This window comes from Nakamurella sp., from assembly GCF_044224575.1.
Classification (GTDB): Bacteria; Actinomycetota; Actinomycetes; order Mycobacteriales; family Nakamurellaceae; genus Nakamurella.
Window position 1 is genome coordinate 106,504 of sequence record NZ_JBGAKE010000003.1, and the last position, 15,769, is coordinate 122,272.

13 protein-coding genes are annotated in these 15,769 nt (G+C 71.2%); 7 read left to right on the forward strand and 6 right to left on the reverse strand.

Features of this window, described 5'->3' with window-relative positions; all coding sequences use genetic code 11:
* Positions 1-257: 257 nt before the first annotated feature.
* On the reverse strand, positions 258-1,679 hold the full coding sequence (locus tag ACILSK_RS04460; RefSeq protein WP_395725925.1) for an amidase: 1,422 nt from the start codon (positions 1,677-1,679) through the stop codon (positions 258-260).
* Positions 1,680-1,741: 62 nt separating this feature from the next.
* Here ACILSK_RS04460 and ACILSK_RS04465 point away from each other — a divergent pair, with 62 nt between their 5' ends.
* The gene (locus ACILSK_RS04465) at positions 1,742-3,304 is read left to right on the forward strand and encodes an MFS transporter (protein ID WP_395725926.1); all 1,563 of its coding nucleotides are present in this window, start codon (positions 1,742-1,744) and stop codon (positions 3,302-3,304) included.
* A 44-nt stretch (positions 3,305-3,348) separates the two neighbouring features.
* The gene (locus tag ACILSK_RS04470; protein ID WP_395725927.1) at positions 3,349-4,998 is read left to right on the forward strand and encodes an AMP-binding protein; all 1,650 of its coding nucleotides are present in this window, start codon (positions 3,349-3,351) and stop codon (positions 4,996-4,998) included.
* A 400-nt stretch (positions 4,999-5,398) separates the two neighbouring features.
* Here ACILSK_RS04470 and ACILSK_RS04475 read toward each other — a convergent pair whose 3' ends face one another.
* From ACILSK_RS04475 to ACILSK_RS04485, 3 genes are read right to left on the reverse strand one after another with little or no spacing between them, the layout of a single operon-like run.
* Positions 5,399-6,181 carry a TIGR03084 family metal-binding protein gene (locus ACILSK_RS04475; RefSeq protein ID WP_395725928.1) on the reverse strand — a complete coding sequence of 261 codons (783 nt, stop codon included), beginning with the start codon at positions 6,179-6,181 and terminating at the stop codon, positions 5,399-5,401.
* A gap of 30 nt (positions 6,182-6,211) precedes the next feature.
* The gene (locus ACILSK_RS04480) at positions 6,212-6,874 is read right to left on the reverse strand and encodes a response regulator (RefSeq protein WP_395725929.1); all 663 of its coding nucleotides are present in this window, start codon (positions 6,872-6,874) and stop codon (positions 6,212-6,214) included.
* Positions 6,871-8,076 carry a sensor histidine kinase gene (locus tag ACILSK_RS04485; RefSeq protein WP_395725930.1) on the reverse strand — a complete coding sequence of 402 codons (1,206 nt, stop codon included), beginning with the start codon at positions 8,074-8,076 and terminating at the stop codon, positions 6,871-6,873. Before ACILSK_RS04485 ends, ACILSK_RS04480 begins: the two co-directional genes overlap by 4 nt.
* A gap of 126 nt (positions 8,077-8,202) precedes the next feature.
* On the opposite strand from ACILSK_RS04485, the gene ACILSK_RS04490 reads away from it, so the two are divergent.
* The gene (locus ACILSK_RS04490; protein ID WP_395725931.1) at positions 8,203-9,117 is read left to right on the forward strand and encodes an ABC transporter ATP-binding protein; all 915 of its coding nucleotides are present in this window, start codon (positions 8,203-8,205) and stop codon (positions 9,115-9,117) included.
* Positions 9,114-9,890: an ABC transporter permease gene (locus tag ACILSK_RS04495; RefSeq protein ID WP_395725932.1), complete on the forward strand. Its 777-nt coding sequence runs from the start codon at positions 9,114-9,116 to the stop codon at positions 9,888-9,890. Before ACILSK_RS04490 ends, ACILSK_RS04495 begins: the two co-directional genes overlap by 4 nt.
* Before the next feature lie 181 nt (positions 9,891-10,071).
* Here ACILSK_RS04495 and ACILSK_RS04500 read toward each other — a convergent pair whose 3' ends face one another.
* Both ACILSK_RS04500 and ACILSK_RS04505 read right to left on the reverse strand, forming a co-directional pair.
* Positions 10,072-11,772, reverse strand: coding sequence for a DHA2 family efflux MFS transporter permease subunit (locus tag ACILSK_RS04500; RefSeq protein ID WP_395725933.1), 1,701 nt, complete (start codon positions 11,770-11,772; stop codon positions 10,072-10,074).
* Positions 11,773-12,005: 233 nt separating this feature from the next.
* Positions 12,006-12,680 carry a PadR family transcriptional regulator gene (locus tag ACILSK_RS04505; RefSeq protein WP_395725934.1) on the reverse strand — a complete coding sequence of 225 codons (675 nt, stop codon included), beginning with the start codon at positions 12,678-12,680 and terminating at the stop codon, positions 12,006-12,008.
* A 312-nt stretch (positions 12,681-12,992) separates the two neighbouring features.
* Here ACILSK_RS04505 and ACILSK_RS04510 point away from each other — a divergent pair, with 312 nt between their 5' ends.
* From ACILSK_RS04510 to ACILSK_RS04520, 3 genes are all read left to right on the forward strand, one after another.
* Positions 12,993-14,693: a PHA/PHB synthase family protein gene (locus tag ACILSK_RS04510; RefSeq protein WP_395725935.1), complete on the forward strand. Its 1,701-nt coding sequence runs from the start codon at positions 12,993-12,995 to the stop codon at positions 14,691-14,693.
* A 191-nt stretch (positions 14,694-14,884) separates the two neighbouring features.
* Positions 14,885-15,355 (forward strand): PAS domain-containing protein, encoded by a 471-nt coding sequence (locus ACILSK_RS04515; RefSeq protein WP_395725936.1) that lies wholly within the window; start codon positions 14,885-14,887, stop codon positions 15,353-15,355.
* Positions 15,356-15,446: 91 nt separating this feature from the next.
* Positions 15,447-15,728, forward strand: coding sequence for a hypothetical protein (locus ACILSK_RS04520; RefSeq protein WP_395725937.1), 282 nt, complete (start codon positions 15,447-15,449; stop codon positions 15,726-15,728).
* Positions 15,729-15,769: the final 41 nt, after the last annotated feature.

The following is a 15,769-nucleotide window of genomic DNA, read 5'->3' on the forward strand; positions in this document are numbered from 1 at the left end:
CGGTTTCGTGTCGGGTTTCTCGGGTGGTGCGGGGACAGCGACCTGACGGGCAGGCCGTTGGTGGACGCGTCCGCCGCCCGATCCGTTGAAAACGGGTGGGTTGTCTCACGTCCCCACCCATCGGCGCACGGTTCCGGTCGGCGGAGAGCGTCGCCGAGGGGGCCCTGCGGAACAACGGCCGGTGTCGGGCCGGCGGATGTTCCGCAGGCGGGCGAACGCCCGGCCGTCCGGCACCGAACCCGGTTCAGTGCCCCGGTTCAGCACCCGGGGCGTCGCCGCCCGTGCCCGGTGACCGCTTCGAACGCCTTGGCGACGGCCAGCAGCGCCCGCTCGCCGCGGTGCCGGCCGACGATCTGCAGGCCCAGCGGGGTCCCGGCCGCGCTGAACCCGCCGGGGACGGAGATGGCCGGATGCCCGGTGACGGTGATGTGACAGACCGCCCGCATCCACCCCAGGTAGTCCGGCTGCGGCACCCCGGCGACCACCTCGGGGTACTGCACGTCGACGGAGAACGCGGGCAGCGGCGCGACCGGCAGCAGCAGGGCGTCGAAGTCGTCCAGGAACTCGCGCATCCGGTGGAACAGCGTCGTGCGCAGCACGGTCGCCCGCCCCACCTGCGGCCCGGTGAGCGGCCGGCCCGCCCGCATGTTCGCCAGCAGGCTGGGCCGGACCAGGTCGGACCCGGCGTCCAACTCGGCCCCCAGGGTGGCCTCGAACTGCCAGGCGCGCAGCGTGCGGAAGCACTCGTCGGCGCCCGCGAGATCCGGGCAGCCCTCCTCGACCAGCGCCCCGTGCGTCTCGCAGGCGGCGGCCGCCGCCCGCACCATCGCCGCCACCTGCGGCTCCACCTCGATCAGCCCGCCCAGGTCCGGGGAGAACGCGATCCGGGCGCCGGCCAGCCCGCCGTCGGGCACGACGTCGAACGACGAGCCCGGTTCCTCCAGGGAGATCGGCGACCGGCCGTCCGGACCGGCCAGCACCGACAGCAGCAGGGCCAGGTCGTCGACCGTACGGGCCATCGGGCCCGAGACGGACAACCCGATGAATCCATCAGCGGCCGGGTACATCGGGACCCGCCCGGCGGTCGGCCGCAGCCCGACCACATTGCAGTAGCCGGCCGGCAGCCGCAGCGACCCGCCCATGTCGTTGCCGTCGGCCAAGGGGTGGAGCCCGGCGGCGAGCGCGGCGGCCGCTCCGCCCGACGAGCCGCCGGCCGTCACGGCCAGGTCGTAGGGGTTGCGGGTGATGCCGAAAACCTCGTTGAAGGTGTGTCCGCCGGCGGCGAACTCCGGGATGTTCGTCTTGCCGATGGTCACCACGCCGGCCGCGCGGAGCCGCTCGATCACCAGGTCGTCGGTGTCGGGCACCAGGTCGGCCCGCAGCCGGGAGCCGAAGGTGGTGCGGATCCCGGCGGTCAGGTGGTTGTCCTTGTGCGCCATGGGCAGGCCGTGCAGCGGTCCGGCGAACTTGCCGTGGGCGGCCAGCTGGTCCAGCTCGTGGGCCCGGGCGAAGGCGAGCTCCGGGGTGAGGGTGACGATCGCGTTGATCGCCGGGTTGACGGCCTCGACTCGGTCCAGGTGCGCCTGCAGCAATTCGCGCGCGCTGAGCTGCCGGGTGCGCAGCAGAGCGACCTGCCGGCGCGCATCGAGGTAGTGCAGGTCGTCGGTCATCATGGTCATCTTGCGCGACCGCTTCACCGATGCCCAGCCTGGGAGTTCCCGATCCGGATGAAAGGGGCGACATGACCGAACGCGCCACCGCGGCTTCCCTGCGCCTCGTGCTGATCAGCATGACGCTGGCCAACGCGATGATCCTGGTCGACCAGACCGCGGTGCCGCTGATCCTGCCGAGCGTGATGAACACATTCCACATCGGGTCCGCGCTCGCGCAGTGGGTGCTCAACGCGAGCCTGCTGCCACTGGCCGGCCTACTGGTGCTCGGCGGACGGTTGGGCGACCTGCTCGGGCGGCGGCGGATCTTCCTGCTCGGGGCCGCGCTGTTCGGCGGCGCCTCGGCCGTCGCCGGGTTGGCGCCCGAATTCTGGATCCTGCTCCTTGCCCGGGTGCTGCAGGGGTGCGGCGGCGCGTTGATGCTCCCCGCCACCGTCGCGATCATCAGCTCGGAGTACCCGCCGGCGGACCGCGGGCGAGCGCTGGGCGCGATGGGCGGCACCGCGGCGATCGCCGGTGCCCTGGGCCCGACCATCGGCGGCACGCTCACCTCGCTGCTCAGCTGGCGCGCGGTGCTGCTGATCAACCTGCCGCTGCTGCTGCTCGTCGTCTGGTTCACCCTGCGCGCCGTGCCGGCCGACAAGAAGACGAACGGCAAGGTGCACGTGGACCTCACCGGCGCCCTGCTGCTGTGCGTGACCCTGGTCGGTGTCGTCTTCGGCCTGTCCCAGACCGCGGTCTGGCCGGTCGGCAGCCCGGGGGTCTGGCTGCCGGTGGTGGTCGGCGCCGGCGCGGGGGTGCTGTTCGTCCTGCGGGAACGCCGGGCGCACAACCCGCTGATGAGTTTCGCGCTGCTCGGCCGGCACCGGAACTACCTCGGCGCGACCGTCAGCCAGGGCCTGGCCGGGATGGCGGAGATGGGGTTGGGCCTGATCTTCCCGCTGCTGCTCATCCTGAATTTGAAGATGGATCCCGTTCTGGCCGGTCTCGCCCTCATCCCGACCACCCTGCCGATGGTGCTGCTGGCCCCGCTCACCGGCCGCTGGTACGACCGGTCGGGCGGCCGCGCCCCGATGACCTGGGGCTTCCTGATCCTGGCCCTGTCCGGGGTGCTGCTGGCGGTCGCCGTGCCGATGCAGAGCTACCTGTGGCTGCTGCCCGGGTTGCTCGCGTACGGCAGCGGGTTGGCCATCGTGCTGTCCGTCAACGACCCGGTCTCGGTGGACAGCGTGCCGGAAGCAGACGAGGGTCAGGCGTCCGGCGTGTCGGCGACCGCGGAGCAGGGCGGCGGCGCCCTGGGCATCGCCGTGCTGTACGCGGTGTTCCACCAGACCTTCCTGGCTCGGCTGTTCCCCGACATGGACGCCGCCCCGGGGCCCGATCTGGATATGGAGACCGTCGGCAGACTCAAGGACATCATGATCGGCGAGGAGCAGACCGGCCTGCGGGAATCGGACTTCGGCGACTACGTGCAGAGCTACCTGATCCCCGCCCGGGAGGCGTCGACCGTCGGTTACGCCGTCACGTTCCTGGTGGTCAGCGGGCTGGCGCTGGTCGGCGCCGCGGCCGCGTGGTGGTTGGTCCGCCGGCCCCCGGTGCCGGCGGCGCCGGATGCCGGTCCGGCCCCGGCCTGAAGGGTGTTGGATCGAGGGGATCGAGCGTTCACCGAGGAGGGCTCATGGTCACCGTTGCGTCCTACGCGTCGGGCACGTCCGACGTGCCGTTGCTGGGCGACACCATCGGCGCCGTGCTGGACCGGGTCGCTGCGGCTCAACCCGCCGCCGAAGCACTGGTCGACGTGCCGACCGGACGCCGGTGGACCTACGCACAGCTGCGGGACGCCGCCGACGACGTCGCGCTGGGCCTGCTCGCCGCCGGGGTCCGGCGCGGGGACCGGGTCGGCATCTGGGCGCCGAACCAGGCCGAGTGGACGCTGGTGCAGTTCGGCACGGCCCGGATCGGCGTCATCCTGGTCACCATCAACCCGGCCTACCGGGCGCACGAACTGGAATACGTGCTGAGGCAGGCCGGCGTCAGCCTGCTGGTGGCCGCACCGTCGTTCAAGGACGCGAACTATGCCGCCATGATCGACCAGGTTCGGCCGAACTGTCCGGACCTGCGGACCGTGGTGCTGCTCGGCCGGCCGGAGTGGGACGCCCTGCTCGCCGCGGGCCGGCGCGGCGACCGGTCCGCGCTGGCCGGAATCGCCGCGGAGCTGTCCGCCGACGACCCGATCAACATCCAGTACACGTCCGGGACGACCGGATTCCCCAAGGGCGCCACGCTGTCCCACCACAACATCGTCAACAACGGGTATTTCGTCGGCCGGCTGTGCGGGTACACCGCCGACGACCGGGTGTGCATCCCGGTGCCGTTCTACCACTGCTTCGGCATGGTGATGGGCAACCTGGGCGCCGTGACGAACGGCGCGACGATGGTGATCCCGGGCCCCGGGTTCGACCCCGCGGCCACGCTGCACGCGGTGGCCGAGCAGCGGTGCACCTCGCTCTACGGGGTCCCGACGATGTTCATCGCCGAGCTCAACCACCCGGACGTCGAGTCCTACGACCTGAGCTCGCTGCGCACCGGAATCATGGCCGGGTCGCCCTGCCCGGTCGAGGTGATGAAGCAGGTGGTCGAGCGGATGGGGATGACCGAGGTGACCATCTGCTACGGCATGACCGAGACGTCACCGGTGTCCACCCAGACCCGCGCCGACGACACCCTGGACCGGCGAGTCTCCACCGTCGGCCGGGTGCACCCACACGTCGAGGTGAAGATCGTCGACCCGGCCACCGGCCGCACCCTGCCCCGCGGTGAGCCGGGCGAGCTGTGCACCCGGGGTTACTCGGTGATGCTCGGCTACTGGGACCAGCCCGACAAGACGGCCGAGGCGATCGACGCCGCCCGCTGGATGCACACCGGCGACCTGGGCGTGATGGACGAGCAGGGGTACCTCAACATCACCGGCCGGATCAAGGATCTGGTGATCCGGGGCGGCGAGAACGTCTACCCCCGGGAGATCGAGGAATTCCTCTACACCCATCCGGACATCCTGGACGCGCAGGTGATCGGCGTCCCGGACGAGCGGTACGGCGAGGAGCTCTGCGTGTGGGTCAAGCTCCGGGCGGGCGCCGAACCGTTGACCGCCGAGGGGATCCGGGAGTTCGCGACGGGAAAGCTGGCCCGCTACAAAATCCCCCGGTACGTCCTGCTGGTCGACGACTTCCCGATGACCGTCACCGGCAAGATCCGCAAGATCGAGATGCGTGAGAAGTCCGTGGAGCTGCTTGACCTCGGGGGCGCCGCGGCGATCCGCAACGCATAGCGGGCGGGCGGGCGAGCCCGCCCGCCCTCGCGCCCGCCCCCCACCCGCGCACCCCTGACCCCCTGACCCCCTGACCGCGCGGATCAACTCCGCCGGCGCGGATCAACTCACCCGAAATGTGACCGGTGAGCCAGGAGTTGCCGATTTCAGCCGCGCGCCGGGGTGGACGGCAACGCCGACGCCGGAGCGTCACGCACCAACCGCGCCCCCTTACTGGCGCACCCCTACCCCCTGGCACGCTGCTGCGCAGGTTGCTCGGGCATGCTCGGCCGGATCCTCACCGGGACGCCGGTGACCGGCCGCCTCCCTTCGCCGACTTGCCTCATATGCAGGTTCGGGATCGATTCAGAACATGCATATGGCGCAAGTCGGCGGAATCGAGGGGTGGGCGGGCGGCACGTCAGCCGGCGGGCGGCCGGTCCGGCCCCGGCGGCCCGGCGAACGCCTGCGCCAGGCCAAGCCACTGGTCCGCGTCTTCGGTCGTTGCGGTCAGCGACAGGTCGGCGCGGTGCCGCCGGCGGGTGACCAGCAGGCAGAAATCCAGCGCCGGTCCGGTGACATCCGGCGCCCGGTCGTCCGGCCCCCAGGTCCAGATCGACCCGTTCGGCGCGGTCAGCTCCACCCGGAACGGCTCGGCCGGCGGCGTGCGGCCGTGCACGCCGAACGCGTGATCGCGAGTGATGACACCCAGGTGCGCGACGTGCCGCAGCCGGCCGGTGGGCACCCGGTCGACCCCGAGCGCGTCGGCGACATCCTGGCCGTGCGCCCAGGTCTCCATGATCCGGGCGGTGGCCATCGAGGTCGGGCTCATCGTCGTGCCGATCCACGGCAGGCGAACCGGCCCGGCCGCGGCGAGCGCGGTGGCCAGCGCGGCCCGGCCGCGGCGCCAGTGGGCCAGCAGGTCGGCTGCGGGCAGCGACGCGCCGTCGGCGGCGCCACCCTCGATCACCAGCGTGAGGTCGACGGCCGCGGCTCGCCGGATCTCCGCGAACGTGTCCGGGTCGGTGGCGGCGGCCAGCGCGGCGTGATCGGTCCAATTCAGGTGGGCGATCTGGTGCGCGATCGTCCAGCCCGGCGCGGGAGTGTCGATGGCCCAACCCGACTCGGGCAGGTCGGCGACCAGCGCGTCGAGATCCTCACTCTCGGCGCGTAGATCCGCCAGCACGTCGGCAATGCCTACCACAGCAATCCCCTTTCCGGACACTGGGCCGAGTCAGTCCATTCCCGCGTCATGCACGAGAAGCGCCAACTGCACCCGGTTGTCGGCGCCGATCTTGGTCAGCGCCCGCCCGACGTGCGCCTTGACGGTGGCGAGCGACATGTACAGCTCGGCTGCGATCTCAGCGTTCGTCTGGCCCTTGCCGACCCCGCGGGCCACCTCGAGCTCCCGGTCGGTCAGCGCGGCCAGCCGGCGCCGGGCCTCGTCCCGGGTCGCGGTGCCGCCCGCCCGGTCCGGGGCGGTGGCCGCGGCGATCAGCTGCGCGGTCACCTGCGGGGACAGCGTCGGCGCGCCGGTGGTCACGGTCTTGATCGCCTCCACCAACCGGGCCGGCGGGGTGTCCTTGAGCAGGAACCCGGCGGCGCCGATCCGCAGGGCCCGCAACACCATCTCGTCGGTGTCGAAGGTGGTCAGCACGATGATCCGCGGCGCGTCGGGCCCGGCCACCAGCTCCTCGGTGGCGCTGAGCCCGTCGCGGACCGGCATCCGGATGTCCATCAACACCACGTCCGGCCGTTCCCGCGCGACCAGACCGATCGCCTCCGCGCCGTTGGCGGCCTGACCGACGACGGTCAGCTCCGGGTCGCCACCCAGGATCATCGACAACCCGGTGCGGACCAGCGGATCGTCGTCGACGATCACCACCCGGATGCTCACCCGGCCCACGGTAGCCAGACGGCCAGCTCGAATCCGCCGTCGACCCGCGGTCCGTGGGTGATTCGCCCGCCGGCCTTGGCCACTCGCTCGGTCAGGCCGATCAGCCCGAGCCCGGCACCCGGCAGCCCGGTGCCGCCCGGCCGCAGCGGGGCCGGGTTGGTGATGCGCAGGGCCAGCCCGTCGCCCGGTTCGCCGGCGACCGACACACTGACCCGGGTGTCCGGGGCGTGCTTGCGCGCGTTCGTCAGCGCCTCCCGGACGACCCGGTGCGCGGTCTGCGCGGTCAGCGACGGCGGTTCGCCGTCGGCGGCACCCTTAGATCCGGGATCGACGGCTTCGACCAGATCGATGTGCATGCCCGCGGCCCGCCCTTCCTCGACCAGCGCGGCAATGTCGGCCAGCCGTGGTTGGGGCGGCTCCGGTGCGTCGGCGATCGCGGCCGGGTCGCGCAGCACCCCGAGCACGTCCCGGAGTTCGGCCAGCGCGAGCCGGGCGTTCTCCTCGATCGTGCGCAACGCGGCCCGCCGTTCGTCGGCGGTCAGGTCCGGACGGTAGCCGACCGCGGCCGCGTGCATGGCCACCAGCGAGATCCGGTGGGCCAGCACGTCGTGCATGTCGCGAGCGATCCGGTTGCGTTCGGCGATGCGGGTGGCCTCGACCCGGGCCGCCTGTTCCCGCTCGGCGGTCTCGGCCCGCTCCCGCAGGCCGGCGACCAGCGCCCGGCGCTGGCCGACGGCGACCCCGACGGCGACGACCATCGCGACGCCGACGGCGACGAACGCCAGTTGGATCCACCAGGGCTCTTCGGCGTTCGGGACCCCGTAGATCGGGCTCGGCACCGAGAAGGCGACCAGGTCGACGCCGGCCACCACGGCGATCTCCCACCACCGCCGGCGGGTCGCCACCGAGCACAGCGCCAGCAGCGCGGCCCCGAAGGCCAGCGCCGAGACGATCGCCGTGAGGGCGGCGCCGACGGCCACCGGTACCGGGTACCGCCGCACCAGCAGCACGGTCAGCACGAGAACGGTGACGCCCAGGACCGGGTCGACCGCCCACATCCAGACCCGCAGGAAGCCGGTTTCGGATGCCGGCCCGGCGCTGGCGATCCAGCCGAGCAGGCCCAGGCCCACGGCGAGCAGCACCCGCCACGTCGTCCCCCACCTCCCACGGGGTGGGGCAACGGGTTCGACGGCGGTGAGCATCGACGCCGACCCTATGTCGGTCCGGACGGCAGCGACCTCCGGGGCGAACCGGCGTAGACCAAAGTAGGGGGTCGATCTAGACCAAGGCTCGATTCGCCGGCGGCCGGGCGACGGCAGGCTGAAGACATGATCCAGATCGAGAACCTGTCCAAGCGCTACGGCGGCACGACGGCCGTCGACGGCATCACCTTCACCGCCCGGCCCGGCTCGGTCACCGGGTTCCTCGGCCCGAACGGGGCCGGCAAGTCCACCGCCATGCGGATGATGGCCGGGCTGACCGTGCCGACCGGCGGCCGCGCCCTGGTGCTGGGTCGCCCCTACCGGGAGCTGCCGAACCCGGGACGGCAGGTCGGCGTCATGCTCGACGCCTCCGCGCAGCACCCCGGCCGGACCGGCCGCGAGGTGCTGAACCTGGCCGCCCTCCAGCTCGGCATTCCGGGCCCGGCGGTCGACTCGTCGCTGGAGCTCGTCGGCCTCACCGCCAAGGAGTCCAAGCGACGCGTCCGGGACTACTCGCTGGGCATGCGCCAGCGGCTGGGCATCGCCGGCGCACTGATCGGCAACCCCCAGGTGCTGATCCTGGACGAACCGGCGAACGGCCTTGACCCCCAGGGCATCCACTGGATGCGCTCGCTGCTGCGCGGCTTCGCCGACCAGGGCGGCACCGTGCTGCTGTCCTCGCACCTGCTGCACGAGGTGCAGATCATCGCCGACGACCTGGTCATGATCGGCCGCGGCCGCATCGTCGCGCAGGGTGCCAAGCACGAGTTGCTGACGACGCAGGGCAGCCGGGTCGGCTCCACCGACGACGCCGCCCTGGCCGGCGCGCTGACCGCCGCCGGCGTCACCGTGCGCCGCGACGGCGACCGGCTGGCCGCCGACGCCCCCACCGAACTGATCGGACGGATCGCCCTGCAGGCGGGCGTCGTCCTCACCCACCTCGGCACGGCCGGCGCACAGGGCCTGGAAGAGATGTTCCTGCAGCTCACCGCCGACCACGACCGCACCGGCTCCACCGCCCAGGAAGGCATCGCAGCATGACGACCGTGGCCGCCACCCCGTCCACCGACCCCACCACCCGCATCGACGCCGCCATCCGTCCCATCCCGTTCACCCGGCTGACCCGGGTCGAACTGCGCAAGATGACCGACACCCGGGCCGGCCGGGCGCTGCTCGCCGTCACCGCCGCGGCTGCCGTGGCGATGATCGTCGGCACGTTGATCTGGAGTACCGGACCACACGGCCTGGCCGACCTGCTCGGCGCCACCGTGCTGCCGCTGAGCCTGCTGGTCCCGATCATCGGGATCATGGGCGCGACCGCCGAGTGGTCGCAGCGCACCGGCCTGGTGACATTCGCTCTCGAACCCCGCCGCGGTCGCGTCGTTGCCGCCAAGCTCGTCGCCGCCGTCCTGCTCAGCCTGGGCGTGTTCGCCGTGGCGTTGCTCGGCGCGGTGACGGCGACGCTGGTCGCCGGCGCCGCCTGGGACCTGACCCTGCCGGTGCTCGGTGGCACCGTGCTGGTCGTGCTGGTGTTCGTCCTGCTGGGCGTCGCCTTCGGCTTCGCCTTCCTCAACACCCCGGTGGCGATCGTCGCGTCCCTGGTGCTGCCGACGGTCTGGACCATCGTCGCCGGGCTCGCCCCGAGCGCACTGGACGCGATCGGCTGGCTGAACATCAACCTGACCACGATGCCGCTGATCTCGGGCGAGATGACCGGCACCGACTGGGCCAAGCTCGGCACCAGCGTCCTGGTCTGGGTGGGCCTGCCGCTGGCGATCGGCACCCGCCGGGTGCTGACCCGCGAGGTGAAGTGATCCGATCGGTGGCGCTCGTCACCGACGCACGCCCGGCCGGAGATCCCGTTCCCCGGCCGGGCGTTCGCGTCCGTGTGTGCGTTGACGTGGGCGCGAAACCTGCCTGCGGAACATCCACCGGCCTCACGCCGGCCGATGTTCCGCGGGCACCCGTCGGTAGACCACCCGTCGGCAGGCACCCTCAGGCGGCGATCTCCGCGGCGGCGTCGCTCGCCCCGCCGGACGGCGCCGCGCTCCGGTCCCCGGCCCCGTCCCGCACGAACAGCACCGCCACGGCCGCGGCCAGGATGACCCCGACGGCCACCAGGATCACCGGGTCCATCGCGTCGGTGAACGCAGCCGCGAACGCGTGGTGCGCGGCCGCGCTGATCTGGTCCGCCACCGCCGCCGGGACATCGGCCGGGAGCGCCTCCTGGGCCTGACCCGCGCCGACCTGCAGGCCGCCGCTCGCCGCCTGGGTGAGGCCGTCGACGAACGGGGCCCGGGCCGCCTCGGGCAACCCGGCCGCGGCCGCCGAGGCCTGGCTGACCAGAGCGGACGCCAGCCGGTTGGCCAGCAGCGCACCGAGGATCGCGGTGGCCAGCACCGCGCCGAACTCCTGCACGGTGTCCAGCACACCGGCGCCGATGCCGGCCCGTGACGGTGGCATGTCCCGGGTCGCCAGTCCGAACACCGGCGTCCACACGCAGCCCAGACCGATCCCGGCGGTGATCAGGCCGGGCACGAAGGTCCACTGCCCGGAGTCGGGTGCGGCGACCGCCACCACGTACATCATGCCGGCGGCGAACAGCAGCAAACCGGCGATCAGCACCCACTTCATGTTGATCCTCCCTGAGCCGGATAGGCCACCGACCACCCCGGAGGTGATCATCATCGCCACCGACTGGGTGCCGATCACCAGCCCCGCGGCCACCGCGGTCAGCCCGAGCACGGACTGGTAGTAGATCGTCATCGGCAGGAACACCCCGACCATGGCGAACCCCATGGCCAGCAGGACCAGGGTCATGACGGTGAACGTGCGGTCCCCGAACACGACAAAGGGCAGCAACGGCTCACGGTCCTGGGTGCGGACCTGCCGCCAGAGGAACAACCCGAGGAAGACCGCGCCGACCCCGATGATCAGCGGGATCGTCACGAAGCCGACCACCGTTCCCCAGTCGTACCGCTCCCCCTCGATGAGCCCGAAAACCACACCGAGCAGACCCACGGTGAGCAGCGCGACCCCGACCAGATCCAGCCGATGCTTGCGCCCCGGCCGCACGTCGGGCATGAACACGAAGGCCAGGATCAACGTGACGATGCCGATCGGGATGTTCAGGAAGAAGATCCACCGCCAGCCGGCGTTGGTGACCAGGAAGCCGCCCAGGGTCGGCCCGGCCAGCACCCCCAGCCCGGACATGATGCCGGTCGCGGCGAAGGCGGGTCCCCGTTTGGCCGCGGGCAGGATCGAGGTGATGATCGGCAACCCCTGCGGCGCCAGCAGCGCGGCCCCGACGCCCTGCAGCGCGCGGAACGCGATCAGCTGACCGGGCGTCTGGGACAGTCCCGACGCCAGGCTGGCCGCAGTGAAAACGGTCAGGCCGATCAGGAAGAGCCGTCGCGGACCGTGGATGTCGCCCAACCGACCCGCGGTGATCAGCAGGACGGTGTAGGTGAGCGAGTACGCCGACCCGACCCAGAGCACCGTCTCCAGGGTCGCGTTCAGGTCGGTGACCAGGTCGGGAATGGCGATGTTGACGATCGTGATGTCCAGCAGGGTCATGAACAGACCCAGGCAGAACACGGTGATGACCAGCACCGGACGCACCGGTCGATGGCCGTGGATCGGAACGCCGGTCGCGGTGACCGAGCCGGAGCCGGGCTCCGGGATTGACGTGGACATGGGAAAATCTCCTTGCGCTGTGGGTGGTTGTTGCCGTCGGTTCGGTTGATGTCCGCCTCGCGGTGCAGGGTGCGGACCGCTTGTCCGCGCCGGGGTCGGTGGGGTGTTGGCGCACCTCACCGACCCGCCGCCGGCCAGTCAGGACCGCGCTGAGCAATCGGGCTCTTGCGTCGCCAGATTGACTGCGCCCGGTCCTGTTGCCTCCATGGCGGCCTCGCACGCTCGGGCGACGATCAGGGGGCGGGGCCGCCGGTCATCGGCCGCGCCATGCCGGGCACGATCGTGCCGGCCCGGGCGAGCCCGTCGACCCATTCGTTGATCTGCTCCGCGTCCCAGGCCAGCCGCCCGGCGGCGATGTCGTCGACGACGGAACTGACCCAGGCGTACTCCGCCTCGAGCATGGCCAGTTGGTACTCGGACTCGATGAGGAACAACCGCGGCAGGGCGAAACGCTCCATCAACCCGTCGGTGACCGACCGCAGGGCGCCGATGCTCTTGCCCAGCGCGACCAGCCGGGCGGTCAGCTCGGCCCGGGCCTCCGGGGCGGACAGCAGCGGCAGGAAGGACAGTGCCGCGGGAAACTCGGTGAACTCGTTGCGGACATCACGCAGCATCGCGGTGAGCCAGAGTTCGGCGGTCTCCCGACCGTCCTCGGTGATGCGGTACACGGTGCGTTCGGGACGCCGTCCCTCGCGTTCGGTCTCGACCGGTTCGATCAGCCCGGCGGCGGCCAGCCGCTCCACCGCGGGGTACAGCGACCCACGCTGCACCCGGACGACGCCGTCCTTGCCGCGGGCCTGCATCACCCGCTGCATCTCGTACGGATGCATCGGCGCCTCGGCCAGCAGCACCAGCACCATGAGGGTCAGCGGGCTGGGCCGGATCGACGTCCTGCGCGGACTAGTCATGCAATGACTATCCACCCGTTGATGAGCGGCGTCAAGACTGACCTGTTTGGCGTCACTACGAGGTCAGTGCGACCCTGCCGTGGCGTCATTGTGGCGTCATTGTGGCGTCATCGTGGCGTCAGCCGGGATGTCACCCCGGCCAGTGGGACAGAAACGGCATCCCGCGGCTCGACATGGCAGGCTCTACGGTGGCCGAGCGTGCCAGGCCACCATCAGCACCCAAGGAGGGCACCGGACGCACTCGGCGACGCAGGAGCCGAGTTGACCAGTGCCATCCGGAGTACTCGTGCCGTCGTCACCAGGGAGCAATCGATGACCTCACCCCTGCCGGATCCCACCAGCTGGCTGACCGATCTGATCAAGACGCAACCGCCGATGGTGCTGTGGCCGACCGGCGACGTCGCGAACACGTCGGCGGCCCTGTCCGCGGCCGCCGCGCCGTGGACCAAGTCCGTCGCCCAGATGACCCAGTGGCAGATGGACACGATGAAGTCGTTCTGGGCACCGTTCCTCGGCGGCGCCGATCAGGGCGATGCGATCAAGGACCGTCGGTTCAGCGACGACGCCTGGGCCAAGGATCCGCGCTACGAACTGGTGGCCAAGACCTACCTGGCCCAGACCGACCTGGCCCAGAAGGCCCTCGATGCGTCGCCGATCGACGAGCGGTCGAAGGCGCAGTGGAGCTTCGCCCTGCGGCAGGTGGCGGACGCGCTCAGCCCGGCCAATACGCTGCTGACCAACCCGGAGGCGTTGCAGCTGGCCATGGAGACCGGCGGGGCCAGCCTGGCCGAGGGCATGAAGCTGTTCACCGAGGACCTGGCCAAGGGCCGCATCTCGATGACGGACGAGAATGCCTTCGAGGTAGGCGTCAACGTCTGCACGACGCCCGGCAGCGTGGTCCTGCAGAACGAGCTGATCCAGATCATCCAGTACACGCCGACCACCGAGAACGTGTTCAAGCGGCCGCTGCTGATCGTGCCGCCGTGCATCAACAAGTACTACATCCTGGATCTGCAGCCGGCGAACTCGTTCGTCGGGCACGCGGTCGCCCAGGGCCACACCGTATTCCTGGTCTCGTGGCGCAATGCCGGACCGTCGCAGGAGAGCCTGACCTGGGACGACTACCTGGAGCAGGGCGTGCTGACCGCGATCGACGCGGCGCTCAAGATCAGCAAGGCCGACAAGATCAACGCGCTCGGCTTCTGCATCGGCGGAACGCTGATCACCAGCGCGCTCGCGGTGCTGGCCGCGCGGGGCGAGAGCCCGGTGGCCAGCCTGACCCTGCTGACCACCCTGCTGGACTTCAGTGACACGGGCGAGATCGGCCTGCTGGTCACCAAGGAGGGCGTGACCGCCCGGGAGAAGGCCATCGGCCAGGGCGGCCTGCTCAAGGGCAGCGAGCTGGCCCAGGTGTTCGCCGCGCTCCGGGCCAACGATCTGATCTGGCCGTACGTGGTCAAGGGCTACCTGAAGGGCCAGGCGCCGCCGGCGTTCGACCTGCTGTACTGGAACAGCGACGACACCAACCTGCCCGGCCCGATGTTCTGCTACTACATCCGCAACACCTACCTGGAGAACAAGCTGCGCGAGCCGGGCGCGCTGACGATGCTCGGCGAGAAGGTCGACCTGGGCGCGCTGGACATCCCGGTGTTCGTCTACGCCTCGAAGGAGGACCACATCGTCCCCTGGACGTCGGCGTACGAGAGCACCCAGCTGCTGCGCAACGCGTCTTTCGTGCTGGGCGCGAGCGGCCACATCGCCGGCGTCATCAACCCGCCGGCCAAGATGAAGCGCAACTTCTGGATCGCCCCCGACGGCGGCGGCACGCCGGCCGACCCGAACGCCTGGTTCGAGGCCGCCGAGAAGGTGCCGGGTAGCTGGTGGCCGACCTGGTACGAGTGGCTGGCCCCGCACGCCGGCAACGAGGTCAAGGCCCGCGCCAAGCTCGGCAGCGCCCAGTTCGCCCCGCTCGAGGAGGCTCCCGGCAGCTACGTCAAGCAGAAGGCGCCCTGATCCACCGCGCTCGCCCGGTCCTCGATCAGCCCAGCTGCATCGAGCCGGCCGGCCGACGGCGCACGTCCGGCGGGGCGACTCGCCCGGGCGTGCGCCGTTCGCGTTCATCTGGTCACAGAACGGGATCTTTTTCCCCGGGACAGGGCTATACCTGTGTCGGGAGATCCAGTGTGGCCGGAGGGAGCGGGGCCATGGTCAGCAAGACGCGAGCGTCGGTCGACGATGACGCGCTCACGGCGATTCACATCCGGGAGCACACCGAACCTCCGGCCGGCATCAAGGGCGGTTTCCGGCTGTCCCTCGTCTCCGGTCAGTGGTGGTGGTCGCCCGGCGTCTTCGAACTGCACGGCTTCGACCCCGCCGCCCGACCGCCGGCCCGGCCCAGCACCCGGCTGCTGCTGGCCCGGCGCCATCCGGCCGACCGGGGTGCATTCATCGCGGCCTGGCGGCACCTGCTGACCGATGGCGGCGTCGCCGCCATCCGGTACCGGATCATCGGCATCGACGGCCGGGTCCGGCCGGTTTTCGTCATGGCCTACCTGGACGAGATCACCGGGCGCGGCCCGCGGTTCGTCACCGGGATGATGCAGTCCGAGGATGCCGGCGGTGCACCGACCGAGCCGCGTTCGCTCCCGCAACAAAATGTAGATCCACCTGCTTGACCTACCGCGCAGTGCTTGGTAGACTACGCAGGACGGTGTTGATGAGGAACCATCCAAGTCACCACCACTCCGACAATCGAAGGGAAACACCATGTCTGACTTCGCCTCGCAGGCTCAGGAAGCCGCCGAGCAGTACCTCGCCGCGATCCAGAAGATCCAGGACGCCTCGCTCGACGCCATCTCCCGCGTGACCTCCTCCATCCCGGAGGCCGCCAAGGATGCCGCCAAGAACGTGCCGTCGCTGCCGACCCCCGAGGGCCTGCCGACCGTCGAAGAGGTCTCCGCGGCCTACTTCGACTTCACCGAGAAGCTCGTTGCCAACCAGAAGTCCTACACCGAGAAGTTCCTGACCGCGGTCAAGCCGTCCGTCTGAACGACTCGCTGACGTCGCCGGGGGCCCAACTCCGCTGACGG